The sequence below is a fragment of the Qipengyuania sp. CAU 1752 genome (genome assembly GCF_054482615.1).
In genome coordinates this window covers 1,018,974-1,038,007 of record NZ_JBTLRE010000001.1, presented here as the reverse complement: position 1 = coordinate 1,038,007, position 19,034 = coordinate 1,018,974, and the positions used below count along the sequence as shown (strand labels likewise).

General features: G+C 63.0%; 16 protein-coding genes. 10 read left to right on the top strand and 6 right to left on the bottom strand.

What is annotated here, in order from left to right:
• The first annotated feature begins 24 nt into the window (after positions 1-24).
• Together uvrB and ACXYL9_RS05010 are read left to right on the top strand one after the other, a co-directional pair.
• Positions 25-2,208: an excinuclease ABC subunit UvrB gene (gene uvrB, locus ACXYL9_RS05015; RefSeq protein WP_459038485.1), complete on the top strand. Its 2,184-nt coding sequence runs from the start codon at positions 25-27 to the stop codon at positions 2,206-2,208.
• The gene (locus tag ACXYL9_RS05010; protein ID WP_459038484.1) at positions 2,205-2,771 is read left to right on the top strand and encodes a hypothetical protein; all 567 of its coding nucleotides are present in this window, start codon (positions 2,205-2,207) and stop codon (positions 2,769-2,771) included. Before uvrB ends, ACXYL9_RS05010 begins: the two co-directional genes overlap by 4 nt.
• On the opposite strand, the gene ACXYL9_RS05005 is transcribed toward ACXYL9_RS05010, so the two are convergent.
• A complete protein-coding gene (locus tag ACXYL9_RS05005; protein WP_459038483.1) occupies positions 2,722-4,791 on the bottom strand; it encodes a protein-disulfide reductase DsbD family protein in 2,070 nt (689 codons plus the stop codon). The two genes, ACXYL9_RS05010 and ACXYL9_RS05005, sit on opposite strands and share 50 nt — an antisense overlap.
• 46 nt (positions 4,792-4,837) lie before the next feature.
• On the opposite strand from ACXYL9_RS05005, the gene ACXYL9_RS05000 reads away from it, so the two are divergent.
• Complete coding sequence (locus tag ACXYL9_RS05000; RefSeq protein ID WP_459038482.1) at positions 4,838-6,058, top strand: FAD-dependent monooxygenase; 1,221 nt, start codon at positions 4,838-4,840, stop codon at positions 6,056-6,058.
• Positions 6,059-6,069: 11 nt separating this feature from the next.
• Here ACXYL9_RS05000 and ACXYL9_RS04995 read toward each other — a convergent pair whose 3' ends face one another.
• From ACXYL9_RS04995 to ACXYL9_RS04980, 4 genes are read right to left on the bottom strand one after another with little or no spacing between them, the layout of a single operon-like run.
• Positions 6,070-6,948, bottom strand: coding sequence for a hypothetical protein (locus ACXYL9_RS04995; RefSeq protein ID WP_459038481.1), 879 nt, complete (start codon positions 6,946-6,948; stop codon positions 6,070-6,072).
• Between the two features lie 23 nt (positions 6,949-6,971).
• Complete coding sequence (locus ACXYL9_RS04990) at positions 6,972-7,715, bottom strand: uroporphyrinogen-III synthase (RefSeq protein ID WP_459038480.1); 744 nt, start codon at positions 7,713-7,715, stop codon at positions 6,972-6,974.
• Positions 7,712-8,641, bottom strand: a complete 930-nt coding sequence (gene hemC / locus ACXYL9_RS04985; protein WP_459038479.1) for a hydroxymethylbilane synthase — start codon at positions 8,639-8,641, stop codon at positions 7,712-7,714. The genes ACXYL9_RS04990 and hemC overlap by 4 nt, the downstream gene beginning before the upstream one ends.
• 60 nt (positions 8,642-8,701) lie before the next feature.
• Entirely contained in the window at positions 8,702-9,259 is a 558-nt protein-coding gene (locus ACXYL9_RS04980) for a hypothetical protein (RefSeq protein WP_459038478.1), read from the bottom strand.
• A 161-nt stretch (positions 9,260-9,420) separates the two neighbouring features.
• Here ACXYL9_RS04980 and ACXYL9_RS04975 point away from each other — a divergent pair, with 161 nt between their 5' ends.
• The 7 genes from ACXYL9_RS04975 (at position 9,421) to ACXYL9_RS04945 (ending at position 18,292) form a co-directional block, all read left to right on the top strand.
• On the top strand, positions 9,421-10,827 hold the full coding sequence (locus tag ACXYL9_RS04975) for an O-antigen ligase family protein (protein WP_459038477.1): 1,407 nt from the start codon (positions 9,421-9,423) through the stop codon (positions 10,825-10,827).
• A 59-nt stretch (positions 10,828-10,886) separates the two neighbouring features.
• A complete protein-coding gene (locus ACXYL9_RS04970; RefSeq protein WP_459038476.1) occupies positions 10,887-11,636 on the top strand; it encodes a polysaccharide biosynthesis/export family protein in 750 nt (249 codons plus the stop codon).
• A complete protein-coding gene (locus ACXYL9_RS04965; RefSeq protein ID WP_459038475.1) occupies positions 11,572-13,851 on the top strand; it encodes a GumC family protein in 2,280 nt (759 codons plus the stop codon). Before ACXYL9_RS04970 ends, ACXYL9_RS04965 begins: the two co-directional genes overlap by 65 nt.
• Before the next feature lie 66 nt (positions 13,852-13,917).
• On the top strand, positions 13,918-15,021 hold the full coding sequence (locus ACXYL9_RS04960; RefSeq protein ID WP_459038474.1) for a hypothetical protein: 1,104 nt from the start codon (positions 13,918-13,920) through the stop codon (positions 15,019-15,021).
• Between the two features lie 30 nt (positions 15,022-15,051).
• Positions 15,052-16,227 (top strand): glycosyltransferase family 4 protein, encoded by a 1,176-nt coding sequence (locus ACXYL9_RS04955; RefSeq protein WP_459038473.1) that lies wholly within the window; start codon positions 15,052-15,054, stop codon positions 16,225-16,227.
• Positions 16,224-17,690, top strand: coding sequence for a flippase (locus ACXYL9_RS04950; RefSeq protein ID WP_459038472.1), 1,467 nt, complete (start codon positions 16,224-16,226; stop codon positions 17,688-17,690). Before ACXYL9_RS04955 ends, ACXYL9_RS04950 begins: the two co-directional genes overlap by 4 nt.
• Positions 17,690-18,292, top strand: a complete 603-nt coding sequence (locus ACXYL9_RS04945; RefSeq protein ID WP_459038471.1) for a CatB-related O-acetyltransferase — start codon at positions 17,690-17,692, stop codon at positions 18,290-18,292. The genes ACXYL9_RS04950 and ACXYL9_RS04945 overlap by 1 nt, the downstream gene beginning before the upstream one ends.
• 2 nt (positions 18,293-18,294) lie before the next feature.
• Here ACXYL9_RS04945 and ACXYL9_RS04940 read toward each other — a convergent pair whose 3' ends face one another.
• Complete coding sequence (locus ACXYL9_RS04940) at positions 18,295-18,930, bottom strand: class I SAM-dependent methyltransferase (RefSeq protein ID WP_459038470.1); 636 nt, start codon at positions 18,928-18,930, stop codon at positions 18,295-18,297.
• Between the last annotated feature and the right edge of the window lie 104 nt (positions 18,931-19,034).

Here is a 19,034-nt window from a genome sequence, read left to right as displayed (position 1 = left end):
TCGGGATACGCATATCCATTCGCCATGGCAGATCTTGTAATCAGGCGCGGGCTGGCAGAACCCGAAACCGGCGAAGATTTCACCCCGCACCGCCCGGAGCGACCGGAAAAATCGATGCCGGGCAAGAAATTCGAGCTGGTTTCGGAGTATGAACCCGCCGGCGATCAACCGACAGCGATTGCGGAACTGGTTTCCTCCGCGCGCGAAGGTGAGAAGACCCAGACACTTTTGGGCGTGACCGGTTCGGGCAAGACTTTCACCATGGCCAAGGTGATCGACACGTTGCAGCGCCCGGCGCTCGTGCTAGCCCCCAACAAGATCCTCGCGGCGCAGCTCTACGGCGAGTTCAAGAGCTTCTTTCCCAACAACGCGGTCGAGTACTTCGTCAGCTATTACGACTATTACCAGCCCGAAGCCTACGTCCCGCGCTCGGACACCTATATCGAGAAGGAATCGAGCGTAAACGAGGCGATCGACCGGATGCGCCACTCGGCTACTCGCGCCCTGCTAGAGCGTGACGACGTGATCATCGTTGCCTCGGTGTCGTGCCTCTACGGTATTGGCTCGGTCGAAACCTATTCGGCGATGATCTTCGATATCAAGAAGGGCCAAAGCGTCGACCAGCGCGAGCTGATCCGCAAGCTCGTTGCCCTGCAGTACAAGCGCAACGATGCGGCCTTTGCGCGCGGCAATTTCCGCGTCCGGGGCGACAATCTGGAGATATTCCCCAGCCACTATGAAGACATGGCGTGGCGGATCAGCTTCTTCGGCGACGATATCGAGGATATCAGCGAATTCGATCCACTGACTGGCAAGAAGGGCGCAAGCCTCGACACGGTGCGCGTTTACGCCAATTCGCATTACGTCACCCCCGGTCCGACCATGAAGCAGGCTGCCCAGGCGATCCGGTTCGAACTGGAAGAACGGCTCAAGGAGCTGCATGCCGAGGGCCATTTGCTCGAAGCCCAGCGGCTTGAGCAGCGAACCAATTTCGACCTCGAAATGATCGCTGCCACCGGTAGCTGCAACGGGATCGAGAACTATTCGCGATTCCTGACCGGTCGCCTGCCGGGAGAGCCGCCGCCAACATTGTTCGAATACCTGCCCGAAAACGCGCTGCTGTTCGTTGACGAAAGCCATCAGACTGTGCCCCAGATTGGCGCGATGGCGCGCGGCGACCACCGTCGCAAGCTGACGCTGGCCGAATATGGCTTCCGCTTGCCCAGCTGTATCGACAACCGTCCGCTACGCTTCAACGAATGGGACGCGATGCGCCCGCAGACTTTCTGCGTTTCGGCCACCCCTGGTCGGTGGGAGCTTGAACAGACCGGCGGCGTGTTTGCCGAACAGGTCATTCGCCCAACCGGGCTGATCGACCCGCCGGTCGAGATCAAGCCGGTCGAGGACCAGGTCCAGGACTGTATCGAGGAATGCAAGGCGACCGCCGCCAAGGGCTACCGCACACTGGTCACCACACTGACCAAGCGGATGGCGGAAGATCTCACGGAATTCATGCACGAAGCGGGCGTGCGCGTGCGCTACATGCACTCTGACGTGGAAACACTGGAGCGGATCGAGCTGATCCGCGATCTGCGACTGGGCGTTTATGACGTACTGGTCGGTATCAACCTGCTGCGCGAAGGGCTCGACATCCCCGAATGCGGGCTGGTGTGCATCCTTGATGCCGACAAGGAAGGCTTCCTGCGGTCCGAGACGTCGCTGGTCCAGACCATTGGCCGCGCGGCGCGCAATGTCGACGGGCGGGTGATCCTTTATGCCGACCGCATCACCGGCAGCATGGAACGCGCCATGGCGGAAACTGATCGCCGGCGCGAGAAACAGCGTGCTTATAACGAGGAGCACGGCATCACGCCGACCACGATCAAGCGCAATATCCAGGACATTGTCGCGCACACTGCGTCGCAGGACGGGGTCACCATCGGCACCGGCGATGACGAGCGCAACAATCTGGTCGGGCACAACCTTCGCGCCTATATCGAGGACCTTGAGAAGCGGATGCGCAACGCCGCTGCTGACCTGGAGTTCGAGGAAGCGGGCCGGTTGCGCGACGAAATCCGCCGCCTCGAGAACGACGAGCTGGGCCTGCCCGACTCCGAAAAAAAGGCGCCGCGCGTAGGCCGCTCGGACGCGGGCCGCCCCGGCACGCGCAAGACGCGCTACGGCAAAACCCAGCGGAAGTTGCGGTGACTATGCGTTCCGGGGTTCTCATCTTGCCCGCTCTCGCATTGGCCGCGTGCCAGCCGCCGGCGGCGGACGACTATCTCGAGCGTGGGTTTGTCGAGGAAGACGTGCCCGAGGCTTCCCAACCGCTGGACTCGCCCGAAGCCAAAGATGCCATCTGGGCGCCCAGCGACCAGATCGAACGGTTGCTATACGGTGTACCGGGCGAGACGCCGATGATGGCAGTGCAATGCGAGCGTGAGACTGCGAAGCCGCGCCTTGTCTTCACCCGCTTTGTTCGCGCTGACCGCGAGGCGCAGGCGATGATGAGCCTGGTCGGCAATTTTCATGCCGAGCGTTTTCCGGTCGATGCGGTCTACAATGGCCGGGCCTGGCTGTGGCAGGGCTCGGTTCCGGCCGATTCCCCCGATCTCGAAGCCCTGACCGGTCGGCGCGAAGTCGAGGCGGTCATCCCCGGAGCCGGCGCGGTGATGTTGAAGCCCAACCCGCTGGTGCGGGATCTGGTCAACGCCTGCCGCGCTACTGACGAACCCGGCTTGGACGATCTGAATCCCGAGCCAGACGAATAAGGCTGTCGGGCGCAAGCAATTGCGGCAATTGTGCCGGCTCTGCCGCACCCGGCGGATACCACAAGTAGAGCGGTACGCCCGCAACACCCCGCTGATTGAGGAACTCGGTAATTTCCGGTTCGCGTAGCGTCCAGTCACCGCGCAGGGTTGTGACGCCAGCCCGTTCGAACGCAGCGCGGGTCGCGGGACGCTCTATCGCGACCCTTTCATTGACCTTGCAGCTTACGCACCAGTCAGCAGTGAAATAGACAAACACCGGGGCGCCGGTGGTGCGGGCCTGTGCCAACGCTGCCTTGCTAAACGGCACGGTGTCCAGCACCTGCGCCTGCGCCTGGCGCTGGGGTGGCTCGAAATACACGAGGCTGACGGCCGCCACCAGGATGGCGCCAAGAGCCACGATTACGCCCCAGCCCCTTTGCCCTCGTCCCCACGCAAGCGCTGCGGCCAAGCATAGCAGCACTGCGACGGCGAGTGCGAAGAGGGCGAAACCTGCTCCACCGATCCGCCACACCAACCACACCAGTGCCAGCGCCGTCAGCCCCATCGGAATCGCCAGCAGCTTGCGGAAAGTCGCCATCCATGGACCTGGCTTTGGCAGGCGATTGCGAAATGCCGGTACGAAACCGAGCAACAGGAAGGGTAGCGCCAGTCCAAGCCCCAGCGCGGCAAACAGCAGGAGGGAAAGTCCTGCAGGAAGCAAGAGGGCCGCCCCCAGCGCCGCCGCCATGAAGGGGCCAGTGCAAGGCGTGGCGACGAAGGCCGCCAGCAGTCCGGTCGAAAAGGCTCCGCGCGGGGTGCTGCCGCCTGAAATTGCCAGCCCCGGCAACTCGAATGCGCCAAGCAAGTTGGCAGTAATGAGCGCGGCCAGCGCCAGCAGCGCCACGACCACGCCCGGCTCCTGCAACTGGAACGCCCAGCCAACCTGTTCGCCTGCCGCCCGCAAGCCCAGCATTGCCCCGCCCAGCGCCACGCAGGCCAACACGACACCGGTGGTATAGGCCAGTCCCTCTGCCCTCGCCTCGCCCTCGCCGCCCCCGGCGCGCGCAAGGCTCAGCGCCTTGAGGCTGAGGATCGGAAATACGCAGGGCATGATGTTGAGCAGCAGCCCGCCAATCAAAGCCCCCGCCAGCAACACCCACAAGGCAGGTCGATCGTCCGCCAGAGCCATCAGTCGCTTTCCGCCCGCTGGAATAGCGCCCGGCTCGGCAACGAAGCGCAAGCCCTCGCCATTTCCCAACCGCACAATCCCTTCGACCACGCCGGGGCGCGTTGCGCTCTCGGCCATCGGGATTTCGGCTACCAGCCAGTCGCCCTGCCGGCGGAAACCCTGCCGTGCGGCATAATCCACGAGCTGGCGGTTACGGATGAAGACATGCGGCTCACCGACGTCGACAACGGCCGCCACCGGAATGGCGAGCTGCAGCAAGTTTCTGGCGATAGCAAAGCGTCCCGGCGCATCGATCAGCGGTGCCAGCTGGCTGCGATAACGGGTGAAAGCGGCATTGGTGCCGCCAGTCTTGCCGACCGGCACTCCGACCTGCAGTTCCGCCTGCTGCGGCACACAGATCCGGTCGGTGCAAGCGAGATAGGTGATCGCCAATTGCAGTTCTAACACGCCATCGCCGGAGTAGTCTTCGGCGAGGTGCAGCGGCAACAGGACCGCATGTTCGCCTTCGAAGATGTGGTTCATCAGGCCGTCGATCACCAGCCGTTGCGGCGTGGGATAGAGCGGTTCGCCGATCGTCACCCCTACAGGGGCAGTCCACTCTAGCTCCATCGGCAGGCCGGCATCGCCCGGATTGGCCCAATAGCCGTGCCATTCCTCGCTCACCGGCGTGAACCTGAGCGCCAGCGTCGTTTCCCCGCCCGGCGCGACCGCACCCTCGGCCAGCAGTGCGGCGCGAATGGTGTTATCTTGCGATGCTGCGGGCGTTGCGAGCAGCACAGCGAGCACCAGTGCTGCCATCAACATGGCGAACCGGGCGTAAAGGTGTCCGAAGGTCGTTCTTGCGGAAGGCATCAGATAAGTCCTACTGCGCCCATTAGTGCATAAGCAAAGGGAATCCATGGGCGATAAACGCGATCTGTTGATCCTCGGAGGCGGGCTCGTCGGGATGACGCTGGCGCTGGCGGCGGCAAAGCGTGGTTTCACCAGCCACGTGATTGACCGCGCCGATCCGGCCGCGGTCACCGCCGAAGGCTTCGACGGACGGGCTACCGCGATCTCGACAGCCAGCTGGAACCTGTTTCGCAATATCGACCTTGCCGACACCCTCGAACCCCACGGCTGCCCGATCGAGGCTATCGCCGTGTCCGACCAGATGAAGCCGGGACGGATCGACTTCCAGCCCGAACCGAACGAGGATTCGCTCGGCCGGATGTTCGCCAACCGCACCTTGCGTACGACCTTGTTCGATGCCGCCCGGGCCGAGCCGCTAATCAAGTGGCATGCCCCGGCCGAGATCGTCCACCGCGAACGCGACCCTTTCGGCACCAGCGCCGCTCTGGCCGACGGGACCGTGCTGGAAGGCGCGCTAATGGTCGCCGCCGAGGGGCGCGGATCACCCACGCGCGAGGAAGAGGGTCTGAACCTCGCAAAGTGGGACTACAGCCACCGTGCGATTATCGTCGGGCTGAACCACGAAAATCCACACGACAATGTCGCCTGGGAAATTTTCTATCCCGATGGACCGTTCGCGCTGTTGCCGCTGCTTGATGGTTCCGACGGCACGCATCGCAGCGCGCTGGTCTGGACGGTCGATGAGAACGACGCGAATGGTGTTCTGAAAATGTCCGACCGCGCCTTCCTCGGCGAGGTCGAGCAGCGGATGGACGGATTGTTCGGAAAGGTCGAACTCAATTCGGCCCGGTCATCCTATCCGCTTGCCTTCCAGCATACCTCCAAACTGGTCGGCGAACGACTGGCGCTGGTGGGTGATGCGGCGCATGGAATGCACCCGATTGCCGGGCAAGGATTCAATCTCGGCCTACGCGATGTCGGCGCGCTGGTCGAAGTGCTGACCGAAGGCCGCCGACTCGGCCTCGATCCGGGCGACGCACAGATGCTCGGCAAATACGAGGAATGGCGCGCGCTCGACGCATTGATGGTGATGGCCGCTACCGACGGGCTGACCCGGCTGTTCGGCGTTCCGGGCAAGGCCGCATCGGCCCTGCGCCGGCTGGGCATGGGCGCCATTCAGCGGACCGGCGTTCTCAAAGCCTTTTTCATGGACGAAGCGCGCGGGGTCACGGGCCAGCGGCCCGAGTTGCTGCGCCATCGCGCCTGACGCGTCGGAGCCTACTCGGATGTCTGCAAGATCGGGCTGGGTTGGTCGACAGTGATACCCGAACCATCGCGCAACCGCCGCGGTTCGAGCAGCGCGCCGGTCTCGATCAGGTCGATTGCCCGCTGGGTTGCGGCATAACGGCGGGTATCAGCGATCCAGCGCTCGGCTGCGACGGCGCCGGGCATATTCTGCACCTCCTCGATCGCTGATTCATAGCGTCCGCTTTCGAGGAACAGCCGCGCCCGCTCCATCCGCTGCATCGGTTGCGGAGAGGGTGAGGTTTCGCGCCTTACAATAAACAACTCGGCCAGTTCGCGGCGCAGCCGGTCAAGGCTGGGTTCTTCACTGGCGTTGCGCAGTTCGGGCTCAAGCCCCTCGAGTCGAAAGATAAGCTGGTCGAGCGTGACCGGGTCACGCGACATTGAAATGATGGTCGCAACAGCATTGGGCCAACCATCGCCGAAGCGCAGCCGCAACTGGTCGGCGAGATATCCGAGCTCGGCTCCGCGCTCGATGGCGCGGCGGGTGGCAAAAGCAATCAGCAAACCTTCGGCGCGCGCGGCATTGCCGGCGGCAGCGCGGGCCTGTTGGTCGAGCAACTGGAGACGGCGCTCAGCAGCAAGAAGGCGTTCCTCGAGCCCGCCCTGCTGCTCGGTCACCCGCGTTACCGCTTCTGCCGCCTCCTGCACGGCTTCCGAAGCAGTTGGCGTGGGCATCGCATCCGCTGCAGGGTCAGCCGATGATAGCGCGCCTTCTGCGGCGGATCCTGTCGCGACCTCATTACTACCGACATCATCCATGCCCTGCCGCCAGTAGAAGAACCCTGCCGCCGATACGACGAGCAGCAGTACGATCAGGACAACGCCCAGGATCGTTCGGGTAGAACCCATGTTTGCAGGTCCGGTCTCTGCGTTCATTTCGATCCGTTCTTCGGCATTTTCGCCGCGCCGGGTCGTGCGCCTTCAATATTCATGGCGAGAGTGTTGCATAGTCTGGCAGCCAAATCCAACAGCGCGCCGTCGCTGTAGGCAGGGGCGATGTGGACAGAGCTCCAGCCGGTTCCCGCCATTTCGGCGATACGCGGAGCAAGGGCGGCAATCGTCAGACACGATTTGTCGATGCCAAGCGCTTCACATTGCTGGGTAAAATGGCGAGCCATTTCGCCCGAATGCAACATTACAACGCCCCCCTCGCGCAGCAATGCCGCTTGACCAGCGGTGGGCGCAGAATATTTCACCGCATAGGTAATTCGTGTCGCGACAGAGATATTATCAGGCAAGTCTAGTGATAGATGTGTCTCTCCGCCAAGACGGAGAAGGTGCCGCGTTTTGCCATGTAAACCGTCTATCAGGTCCTGCAGGCCGCCTTTCCCCACCTGCTCGACCTCGAAACCCGCAGAGCTCGCCGCCTGCGCGCTCGCTTGGCCAACCGCCAGGATCGGCAGATGGGCGACCTTGGCCAGTTCTGGGCCGGCGCTGCGCAGGGCATTGGCGCTGCCAACCAGAATCCCGTCGAATGCAATGGACGGCGCTTTCCAGGCGCGCGGCTCGACCGCGGCCAGCGGCATTCCGCGCGCAGACAAGCCGCGTTCGAACGCGGCGACCAGCGTCGCGGTCAGTCCCGGCTCGGGCCGTAGAACGACGAGGCGAACGCTCAAGCCGCGCTCCCGAATACGGCGCGCACGGCCGGGCCTGAGCGCGCCAACATGTCTCGCGCCATTTGGCGCAACGGGGCAGTCTCGCCGTCGACCAATGCGGTCGATCCGGCAATCTTCTCGCTGCCGTCCGGACTGTAAATCGCAGCCTGGACGGTGACGCGCCCCGCCTCCGCTTCTGCCAATACCGCAATTGGACTGTGGCAATTGCCATCGAGCGCCTCGAGCAAGCCGCGTTCGGCCATGACCTCAGCGCGTGTGGGGCTGTGATCGAGCGGGACGAGCATCTGGCGCACGCGCTCGTCGTCGCTGCGACACTCGATCCCGATAGCGCCCTGCGAAGGTGCCGGGAGCCAATCATTCGCATCAAGCCGGTGGCCGATCTCTCCCCGTTCCAAGCGGTCGAGTCCCGCTGCGGCGAGCAGCGTCACGTCAGCCTCCCCCGCCTCCAGCTTCGCCAGCCGGGTGGCGACATTGCCGCGAAAGGTGACGATGGAGAGGTCGGGCCGATGGTGGAGCATCTGCGCTGCCCGGCGCGGGGCACTGGTGCCGACCCGCGCTCCAGCAGCGATCTCGGCGATGCTGGCGGCGCCGATCAGCACGTCGCGCCGGTCCGCCCGTGGCAGCAACGCAGCGATGATCAGGCTGTCAGGGCGCAAGGTTTCGACATCCTTCATCGAGTGGACCGCCGCATCAATCCGCCCTTCGGCGAGCCATGCGTCGAGTTCCTTGGTCCACAGCGCCTTGCCCCCGATTTCTGCCAGCGGCCTGTCCTGGATGCGATCACCGCTGGCGATTACGGGGACCAGTTCGACATCAGCCTCGACCCAGCCATGCGCCTTGCACAGGCGCCAGCGCGCTTCCTCTGCCTGAGCCATGGCAAGCGGTGAGCGACGGGTCCCGAGGCGAAGATGCGGCGTGCTAGTCATGCGCAGGAACCGCCCTAGCCAAGCTATTTGCGAAGGGAAAGCCGGCTGGTGTCCAGCAAGTCAGCCGCGGCGAGTGCGGCGCCGGTGCGGATCGGTTGGCGGCTGGGCTGGTTCTGCACGGTACAGGTACACACCATAGACAATGGTTGCCAGCAGGCCGAGTTCAATCAGGTAATTGATCCGGACCGGTCCGATGCCAGAATAAATGAGCCGGTCGAGAATATGGATCGAGACGATTCTGATCGCGATCAGGCCCGCAAATCCTCCGATAGCTAGCGAACTCAGGATCACCGGAAGTGGGCGCCGATGGAGCTGCCACGCCGCCAGTGCCAGTATCGCCAATCCGCCAAGGATGACTATCGCGGCCGCCGGGCCCTGAAACTCGTAGCGCGTATCGTAGGCATCCCCGATGACCTCGGTGCGCAGCCATGAGCGCAGGAATTCCTCGATCTGCAGTAAACGCCACGCTGCCAGCGCGACCAAGGCTGCCGAAATGCCGATCCAGTGTAGCCGCGTGGGCTTCGCCGCGCGGGCGGGGGAAGCGAACGCCGCCCACAGGCATAGGGCGGCAACGGCAAGATAGGCGGATATTCCCAACCAGTCGGGTATACTCGGCACCAGTGGTTCTCTTCCCAAATTGGTTCGGGGCAAACTGCCCGTGGTGGGCAACACGTGATGCTGCTCCGGGTACAAGGTCGCCCATCGGTGAATTATCGCTTTACTGCAAGACGCGAACCATTGATTGTGCAGCTATAGTTGCTGCTGGCCATCGCAGATCGATGTCAGGCGGCCCAGTTCCGGGGTATTTCGACTTGTCCAGCCTACCCAAGCCCACTGGCGCAGTCGCTGGCTGGATGTGGACGTGCGCGTTCGTCCTCATCCTGCTGATGGGCGGCGCCAATCCAAGCTACCCCGCCACGCGTCATTTCGCCGAGCTGCTGGCGTGCATCATGCTGGGAGTCGCGATCGCATCACGTCGTTCACACCTGCGCTCGCTCGCGGGGCTGGATTGGCTGGCGCTGACCTTGATCGGCGTGCTGTTGCTGCAAATGGCCCCCCTCCCCCCGGCGCTGTGGCAGCTGCTGCCGCACTACGACGGGGTCGAGAACCTGGACACCATGCTATTTGGAGCGGCAACGTGGCGTTCGTGGTCAATCGATTGGCATGCCACATTTGAATCGATGCTGTTCCTGATCCCCGCGCTCGCGGTTTACGCCGCAGTGCGGAGCGGCGATGACAGGCGAATTGCAGCATTCAGACGCGGCCTCACGAGCGTGTTGGCAATAGCGATCGGCCTCAGCCTGCTGCAGTCGCTCGCCGGTGACACGTTCTATCCTTTCGACCGCGCCGACACCGATTGGGCGACCGGCTTTTTCACCAACCACAATCATCAGGCGACCTTCCTGCTGATGGCGGTCTTGCTGATGCTGGCCAATTCCCCAGCACTGGCAGCCAAGAAGAGCGAAACCGAGTTCACGCGCGGTGTGGTCCACCTGTCGCTCGCGGCTCTTGCCATCATCTGCGTGCTACTGACCGGATCGCGCGCCGGAACCGTGTTGCTGGCCCTGGCCGTGTTTGGCGCTGCTCTGGTGCTGCTGCGCGAGCGCCTCGGCCTTGAACGGCGAACCCTGGCATTGGCGTTGGGCGGTGTAGTTGTTGTGCTCGCGGCGCTGGTGATCCTGCCCTTCATCAGCGACGGGGTCCTTTCCGCGATTTCCAACCGCAGCGCCATTGCCGACGACAAGCGGTTCGTGATCTGGCCGCAAGCACTCGCTGTCGCTGGGCAGTCCCTACCCTTCGGAAGCGGGTTCGGTACCTTCCGCGAAGTGTACGAACAGTTCGAACCGCTCGACCTGATGGGCCAGCTCTATATCAATCACGCGCACAATGATTTCCTCGAACTTGTGATCGAGGGAGGGCTGGTGGCAGCAGGGCTCGTGGGGACATTTTTCCTGCTGCTTGGCCGGCGGATCAGGACAGTTTTGCGAGCGCGCACCAGCGTCGTGCCGACGATGCTGATTTTGCTGGCGATGTCCTTGCCAATCGTCCACTCGCTCGTCGACTACCCGTTGCGGACAATTACCATCTCGACCCTTGTGGCGTACGCGCTGGGCTTGATCGTCAACGGCTCCACCGCGCGAAATCCCATGGTGCATTCAGTTGCCAGCACAGGACGAGACGGTTAAGGAATACGCGGATTTCCCTATTTTTCATGGCTGCCTTTCGGATTGGACGTCGCAACTCGATGAATAGATTGTTTCACGCTGCCATCCCTGCCGGGGTGGCCTTGCTTGTTGCGGGGTGTGCCAGCACGCCCCCCACACAAACAGGCATCCTCAATCCGGTCGCGCCGGTTAATGCCGAAGGATTGGGCCTGCTCGGTGCAGAGGTAAATCCTGCCACCTATGTGCTCGCCCCGAAGGACACGGTCCGCGTTTCGGTAATGGGTGAGCCCGACCTGAGCTTTGAGAGCATTCGTATTAGCGAAGACGGCAACTTCATGATGCCGATGGTCGGCCAGGTGCAAGCTGCCGGTTTCACGGCTGACCAGGTTGCCGAATCCATCCGCGCAACGCTCGCCGCGCGCTACATTCGCAATCCAATGGTCACTGTCCACCTGCTCGAGCAGCGCTCGCACCTCGTCACGGTCGAAGGCGCAGTTTCCGATCCGGGCGTATTTAATTTTCCGCCCGACACCACCCTGCTCGGCGCACTGGCGCTGGCTGACGGGACCACCCGTTACGCCAAGAACGACCATATCGTGCTGTTTCGAGTTATCGATAACCAGCAAATGGCTGCCCGCTTCGATCTCAACCTGATGCGCACCGGACAGATGGTCGACCCGGTAATTTTACCCGGCGATCGTATCATGATCGGCACCAACGGGCGTGCGCGGCTGTGGCAGGATCTGATCTCCGCACTGCCGGCCCTTGCGATTTTCGCACAATTGCAAAATTCTGGAAGTTCTTCGAGCTCTGGGAGTTCTACAAATTAACGATCTAGCCAACAGCGAGGCCGCGCGTAGCGGCCTGCAGCGATACATCGCGGATGACAGCGCCAGCGCTTACCAAGAAGGATTCAGCATTGCTGAGCTTCGCGCCATGGCCTGGCGGCAAAAGAAAATGGTGGCGATCCTTGTCGGCGTGGCAATACTCGCCGGCCTGATCATCACCTTGCTGATGAAGCCGCTCTACCAGGCCGGCGCAACGGTCCGGATCGATAACGAGAGCCTGCAGGTCATCGAAGGTTCGGACGTGAGCCCGGTGATAAGCGCGTTTGAAACCGACCGCTATCTCAACACCCAGCGCGAAATGCTGCGCAGCCGCCGGATGGCGTTGGCAGTGGTCGACTCGCTCGACCTGACGCAGAACGAGGCGTTCTTGCAGTCGGCCGGCATCGACCAACAGGCTCTGGGCGCGGTCGAGATTTCGCCCGAGCTGCGACGCTCCATGGCATCGGCAATGCTGCAACAGAACGTCGCGATGGAACTGTCACAGCAGAGCCGCGTCGCCACCATCACCTATATTTCCGAGAATCCCTCAATGGCGGCGCTGTTGGCCAATGGTTATGCCGCCAACTTCATCGAAGCGAATGTGCGCGGGGAGCTGGAAAACAACGCCTATGCGCGCGAAATCCTCGAAGACCAGGTCGAGCAGACCCGGGTAGAGCTGCGCGAGGCCGAAACCGCGGCGGTCGAATATGCCCGTCGTAATGGACTGATTTTTGCCGGATCGGCGCTCGGACAGGACGATGGAGATGGTGGCGCGGGCGCAGGTGCGAGCCAGTCTATCGCCGCTTCGCGCCTGGCCCAGATGAACCAGGCCTATTCGCAGGCCCAGACCGAGCGGATCCTGGCCGAGCAGCGGTATCGCACCGCGCAAGGAACCGAGCCGCTCAACCTGGCCGAGGCGCGTCAGAACCCGACGCTTCAGAACCTCGCCTCCGAGCGGGCAAAGGCACAGGCTGAATTGCAGCGAGTCCGCGAACTCTATCTTGCCGGACACCCCAAGGTGCAGCAGGCCGAAGCTCAAGTTGCCGCACTCGATGCGCAGATCGGCAGTGTTGCCAACCGTGTACGCAATTCGCTGCGCAACGAATACGAAGTCGCGCGCCGGCAGGAGGCCGAACTCGAACGTGCCCGTTCGCGCCTCGCCAATGCAACGCTCAACGAACAAGACCGCTCGGTTCAGTTTACCCTTCTCAACCGCGATGCGCAGAACCTGCGAGACCAGTTGAAGGGCTTGCAGCAGCGTCTGGCCCAGATCGCTAGCGCATCCGATATGCGGGCCAACAACATTCAGCTAATCGACGAAGCCGGCGTGCCGGGCGCGCCGATCTCGCCCAATCTCCCGCGCAATTTGCTGGTATCGCTGGTGATGGGCCTCCTGATTGGCTGCGGCCTCGCCATTGTTCGCGAAGCGACCGACGATACGCTCTATTCGCCGGACGAGATCGAGCGCAAGCTGGGCCTCGCGATCATCGGGACGACCCCCTATGTCGATAGCGAAGAAGAAAACGAACTGACTGATCGCAAGAGCGCGATTTCGGAAGCCTACTACTCGATCCGGGCAGCGGTCGACATGGCCACCGGCGGCAAGCGCCGAAAGACCATGCTGATCACCAGTTGCCAACCGGGCGAAGGCAAGTCGACCACTTCGCTGGCACTGGCGCGCGATTTCGGCGAGGTCGGCCGCAAGGTCCTGTTGCTGGATTGCGACCTGCGCAAACCCAGCGTGCATCGGAATCTCGGTATCGAGAACGAAAACGGCCTGATGGACGTGCTGGCCAGCGACATCACGATCGAACAGGCGATTCGTCGGGACGAGGACAAATCGTTCCACTACATGCCGCTCGGCACGCGTCCGGCCAACCCCGCCCAGATCCTGAGCACCGACCTGCTGCCCGACCTGCTTAAGCAGCTGGAACCGCTTTACGACCTCATCGTGCTGGATTCATCGCCGGTCATGGGTTTTGCCGATGCGCCGATGCTGTCGCGCCATGCCGACTTCACGCTTCTCGTAGCCGAAGCAGGCCGGGCCAAAGCCGGTCAATTGCGCGCTGCAGCGCGTCGCCTGACCGATATCGGCGGCAATCTCACCGGCATCATCGTGACCAAATTCGATTTCCGCGAAGCCGGGTACTCCTACGACTATCACTATGGCTATTACGAGTACGGCGAGGAGGGCGGCACCAGCAACCCGCGGGCCTGATCTGCTGCACCCCAGCGACGGCCGGTCTTGCTGGGCCGAACATCCCGAGCCCTGACGGAGAGATCCATGCGTAGATTTGTAGGGATCACAGTTGGCGCATTGCTGGCCGTGTTAGTGCTCGCCAGCTGGGCTGTCACCGGCATGGCACTGATCGGGCTTCCGGCAGCCCACCAGGTGCCGCTGCACACTCACCAGGTTGCCTCCCGGTTACTGTTCGAAATGGACGAAGATGCCGACCGGGCGATCGGCGTATCTGTCGCCCGGGCCGCACTTTCGACCTATCCTTTCAGCGCCCGTGCGCTGCTCAGGATGCACCGGGATGCGGTGAACAACGGCGATGCCGCAAAGGCGGCGGCCTACCTAGAGCTCTCCGGGCGCGGTGGATGGCACGATGAAGTGGTCCAGCGTGAAACCTACCGCGAGCTTGTCGCGGCCGGGAACTTCGACGATGCGATGCGCCATCTTGAGGCCTTGCTGCGCCGTCACAGCGACGAGCGCGCATGGGCAGCAGAGGCAATCGCGCGGGATTTGAACAGGCCCGGCTACGCCGCAGCGCTGACTGACCAACTGGCACAGGACCAGTCCTGGACCACCGGCTTCCTCCATGTCCAAGGCAGCACCTTGCCCAACCATGTCCTCACCGATATCGCGCGGCAGCGCGCAAGCGGCGGCAAGCCGCTCGGCCGGGACGTAGCGGCACCTCTGGTCGCGCGGCTGCTAGAGACAGGACGGGTGCAACCGGCCGTGGCTATTGCGCAATCCCTCTATGCCAAGCCGGATGGAGCGCTGGCACCGGATTGGCCTGACGATGCCGCCCGCCGGCAACCCACGGCGTTCGACTGGAGTATCCCGCCAGGCTACACCGTCCTCACCCAGAGCGGCAAAAAGGTGCTGATGCGGACAAGAGCGCGCGCAACACGTCCGGTGGCGGTCCGGCTGGCGCTGAAGCCCGGCCGATACACGCTGGCGAGCGCCGACCGCCAGACGGCACGCCCTTGGCGCTATGGTTTCTCCTGCGACCGGATCGAGGACCCGCGCGAGACAATCGGTGCTGGTTCGAGTGTGGTCGTGTCGCAAGGCTGCCCGGTGCAATTCCTTTCCGTAGGTGCCGAGAGCGCCGGCGCGCAGGTGGAGCCATTGGCCCCACTGAGCCTCACGCCGCAATCCTGACCCGCGCCGGTGCCCGCCGATCTCCAAAAAATGTCTGACAAGCCGCGCATCATTCATGTGTCGGCCGATTTTCCGGACGCTCTTGATGCTAGCAAGACACCGGTCATCGCCAGGCTCGTTGATCTGGTCGCGGATCGATACGACCAGTCAGTGATTTCGCTCAACCGGCGCTCACCGCCACTGCAACAGTGGATACGGCCGCAACCTCGGGTCGAAGTCCGCGCCGAAACCGATAGCGTCACGACGCTATCCTATGCCGCTCCGCCCGCAGGCCTGCATCACTGGCGAATGCTGCGGCACCTGGGCGAAACGCTTGCCGACAGGCTTGTTTCGCAAGCGCCCGACCTGATCATCGGCCACAAGCTGACGGTCGAGGGCATTGCGGTCGCCCGAGCCGCACAATTGCTCGGCATACCCTATGCGATATCGATCCAGGGCAACACCGATACCAGGATCATGTCCGTTCGACGCGACCTTGCGAGCAGATTGGCCGAAATATATCACGGGGCGGCTTTCGTCTTTCCCTTCACGCCCTGGGCGCATGACGCGGTCGAAGCGCGCCTCGGCCCTCGAAGTGGACCACACGCCCTGCTGCCATGCGCCCTTGCCGGCGACGAGTGGAAGGAACCCAAGTCCGGCGGCGATACGCTGGTCAGCGCGTTCCATCTGCGCAATGCCCGCCTCAAGAACCTGCCCCGCATGGCTGGTGCAGTGGTGCAAGCGCGCGAAAGTGAACCGGATCTGCAACTGGGAATCGTGGGCGGCGGCGATGCAAACGAAACCTGCTTGGCAGAAGCGATGTTGGCACAAGGTTCGAGCCTTGAAGGCCCTTTGCCCAATGCCGCGATACGCGCCCGGTTCGCACGCGCGCGCGGCTTCGTCATGCCTTCGCGGCGGGAAAGTTTTGGCTTGGTTTTCATTGAGGCGCTGCAATCCGGATTGCCGATAGCCTATCCCGCCGGGGCGGCGATTGATGGCTATTTCGACGGCTGCGATTTCGCCCTTCGGGTCGATGCGCGGAACACCCGCGCCATCGCCGATGCCATGCTTACCCTGCACCGCGACGAAGCCCGCTTGAAGGCCAGTCTCGCGACCTGGCAAGTGGGCGAGCAGGCGAAGCGGTTTACCCGGCCAGCCATTGCGGATGCTTTTGCAAACGGCATTGATCGAGCGCTGAACCGAAACGCGGGGTCCCGAACCGCATGAGCATCGGGCGCAACACGGCCTATAATCTCGCCGGCTTCGGCGTGCCGCTGGTGCTGTTTCTGATCACCATACCAATCTACATCTCGCTGATCGGGGCGGCGCGTTACGGTGTGCTGGCAATCGTGTGGCTGGTTCTCGGCCTGTTCGGGATGATGGACCTTGGCCTTGGCCGGGCGACAACGCAGCGCATCGCGCTGCTCAAGCACGACACGGACAGACAACGCCGCGCTGCGCTGGGCACTGCGCTGGCTTGCAATATAGTGATCGGTTCAATCGGCGCATTGCTGATGAGCGGTGCGGCATTCTACCTTTTCTCAAGTGGGATGAAGCTAGAGCCCGGCTTGCAGGAAGAAGCGGTTGCGCTGGTCCCACTGATGGCGCTGGGCGTACCGGTCATGACTACGCTCGGCATTCTCAATGGGGCGCTGCAAGGCCGAGAGCGCTTTTTCCTCGTCAACAGGGTCACGATCATGACCTCGGCGCTGTTCCAGACCTTGCCGCTGATCGTCGCCTGGCTGGCCGGGCCGACGCTGTTCCCGCTGGTGCTGGCAGCGCTGGCGGCGCGCATATTCGCGGTGACGGTCCTGCTGCGCCACACGGCCAAGGAGTTCGGCTCGGGTGCAATGCGGCTGTGGGACAGCGCGCAGATGCGCTCGATGCTCGGCTATGGCGGCTGGGTGACGCTGGGCGGGATAGCTGGCATGGTCATAGTGTTCTCGGACCGGGTCCTGATCGGAGCGATACTGGGCGCAGTGGCAGTCACAATCTATGCCATCCCGCTCGATGCGACCCGCCGCATCGCCGTGCTCGCAGATGCGCTTGCCAATGCGCTATTTCCGCGGCTGGCGAATTCAGACGATGCACAGAGCCGGAATTTGACCAAGGTCGCCATCGGCACGCTCTATGCGATGGCGACCCCGATGGTGGCTGCCTTCATCGTGCTTTCCGACCCACTCCTGCGCTTATGGCTGGGAGACGAAGTCGGTGCCCAGTCGGCACCGTTGGCTCGGATTCTCGCCATTGCTGGCTGGATCAACATCTTTGCCAAGCCCCCGCACGCACGGCTGCAGGCCCAGGGGCGGCCGCATGTCGTCACTTTGGTGACGCTTGCCCAACTGCCGTTTTTCCTCGGCGGGTTGTGGTGGGCATTAGGAAGCTATGGCCTGGCCGGGGCGGCGTGGATTTATCTCGCCCGGAACAGCGTCGACACCGTGACACTCTCTTTCGCAGCCGAGGGCCGGGTCGAACGAGGCGTAGTCCTGTTCGCCACCTTTGCATTCTTCGTCGCCTTGACGGTTTGGTTGAACCAGCTTGCCCCCCTGTCGATCATCCCAGCACTTGCGTTTGCGGCCCTGGCCGGGCTCGTGTCGACAGGACTTGGCTGGTTGATCGCACCAGCCCGCCTGCGGCAGATGGTAATGGCTGTGCCGGCAAGGATCTTGAAAGGGGTAGTTGGGCGATAATGGCCAACAGGAAATTAAGTCACCGGATTGCGCGCAAGCTGGGTATCCGTATTCGCCCGCCGATGCTGGCGCGCCGCTACCCGCAATATGACATTGGGCGCGGCAGCTATGGCGAGCTGGAAATAATCGACTTCGGCGACGGGACCGGTTTTTCCATGGGTGCCTATTGCAGCGTGGCAAGTGGGTGCAAGGTCCTGCTCGGCGGGGGGCACCGGACCGAATGGGTCAGCACCTACCCCTTCACGGCGCTGGAACGCAGCCTGGCGCATATCCCGGGCCATCCGGTGAGCCGGGGAGATGTGCGGATCGGCAACGATGTATGGCTCGCCAGCGATGTGACCGTCACATCGGGCGTCACGATTGGTGATGGGGCCGTAGTGATGGCAGGGGCCGTGGTGACCCGTGATGTCGCTCCCTATGCCATCGTTGGCGGGATGCCGGCACGCGAAACGGGCAAGCGATTCGACGATGAAACCATCGCAAGATTGCTCGCCATTGCATGGTGGAACTGGCCGCACGAACGCATCGTGGCAGCTGGCAGCTACATGATGTCGGACGATGTCGGACAGTTTCTGGCCGCCGCCGAAGCCGGCGAGATCTGACCCTAATCCACCCGGCGCGCGACTATCGCGTATTGGAGCGCGCCCAGGGAGCGAATTCCTTCGACAGGTATGCGGGTTATGACGCGGTCAAGCCTGCGCCCACTCGGCAGCGGAGCAACCCGTTCAACCCGGAGACCACTCGATCCCATCAGTGCCTGCGCCGTATCGCGGACGAAGAATCGCAAGTGGGTCCGATCCAGAATGCCGGATTGGGTATAGGCAAACCGGCCCTTAAGGAACAACGCCCCGCTGACCGACCAGTGACGGACATTGGGGATGCTCGCGACCAGAGTCCCGCCCTGCTTGAGCTGGCGGTGCAGCCGCGAGACGATGCTCCACGGATCAGCAAAATGTTCGAGGATGTCGCAGGCGAGAATGGTATCGAACGGACCGTGTTCGGCGCCGATCGATTCAATCGCTCCTTCGGACGTCAAATCGCCCTGCCAGGTAAAATCGAGCAAGTCGTCATTGCGCGGCGCGACCATATCCGCCACGCCGACGGTGTCGGCTAAGCCTTCCTGCCGGATGGCACGCGCCGTGGCCCCGTCTCCGCCGCCAATGTCAAGCAGATTGCCGCCCTTGGAAACAAAGGGAAAGATGTCACGCCGGACATGGGAGTGATACTGCTCGATTGTCATTTGCAGCGCTTAGGCGAGAGCTGCTGCCGAGACAATCTCCCACACTCGCCAGTACGCGCCTTTGGCTTGCCATGCTCTGGGGGGAGCGGTAGTGGGCACGTGGT

Coding starts and splice junctions, on each gene's coding strand:
- ACXYL9_RS05000 (WP_459038482.1), top strand. CDS start 4,838: ATGGGCGATAAACGCGATCTGTTGATCCTCGGAGGCGGGCTCGTCGGG.
- ACXYL9_RS04960 (WP_459038474.1), top strand. CDS start 13,918: ATGCGTAGATTTGTAGGGATCACAGTTGGCGCATTGCTGGCCGTGTTA.
- ACXYL9_RS04945 (WP_459038471.1), top strand. CDS start 17,690: ATGGCCAACAGGAAATTAAGTCACCGGATTGCGCGCAAGCTGGGTATC.
- ACXYL9_RS04950 (WP_459038472.1), top strand. CDS start 16,224: ATGAGCATCGGGCGCAACACGGCCTATAATCTCGCCGGCTTCGGCGTG.
- ACXYL9_RS04940 (WP_459038470.1), bottom strand. CDS start 18,930: ATGACAATCGAGCAGTATCACTCCCATGTCCGGCGTGACATCTTTCCC.
- ACXYL9_RS05005 (WP_459038483.1), bottom strand. CDS start 4,791: ATGCCTTCCGCAAGAACGACCTTCGGACACCTTTACGCCCGGTTCGCC.
- ACXYL9_RS04995 (WP_459038481.1), bottom strand. CDS start 6,948: ATGGGTTCTACCCGAACGATCCTGGGCGTTGTCCTGATCGTACTGCTG.
- ACXYL9_RS04975 (WP_459038477.1), top strand. CDS start 9,421: ATGTCAGGCGGCCCAGTTCCGGGGTATTTCGACTTGTCCAGCCTACCC.
- uvrB (WP_459038485.1), top strand. CDS start 25: ATGGCAGATCTTGTAATCAGGCGCGGGCTGGCAGAACCCGAAACCGGC.
- hemC (WP_459038479.1), bottom strand. CDS start 8,641: ATGACTAGCACGCCGCATCTTCGCCTCGGGACCCGTCGCTCACCGCTT.
- ACXYL9_RS04970 (WP_459038476.1), top strand. CDS start 10,887: ATGAATAGATTGTTTCACGCTGCCATCCCTGCCGGGGTGGCCTTGCTT.
- ACXYL9_RS04955 (WP_459038473.1), top strand. CDS start 15,052: ATGTCTGACAAGCCGCGCATCATTCATGTGTCGGCCGATTTTCCGGAC.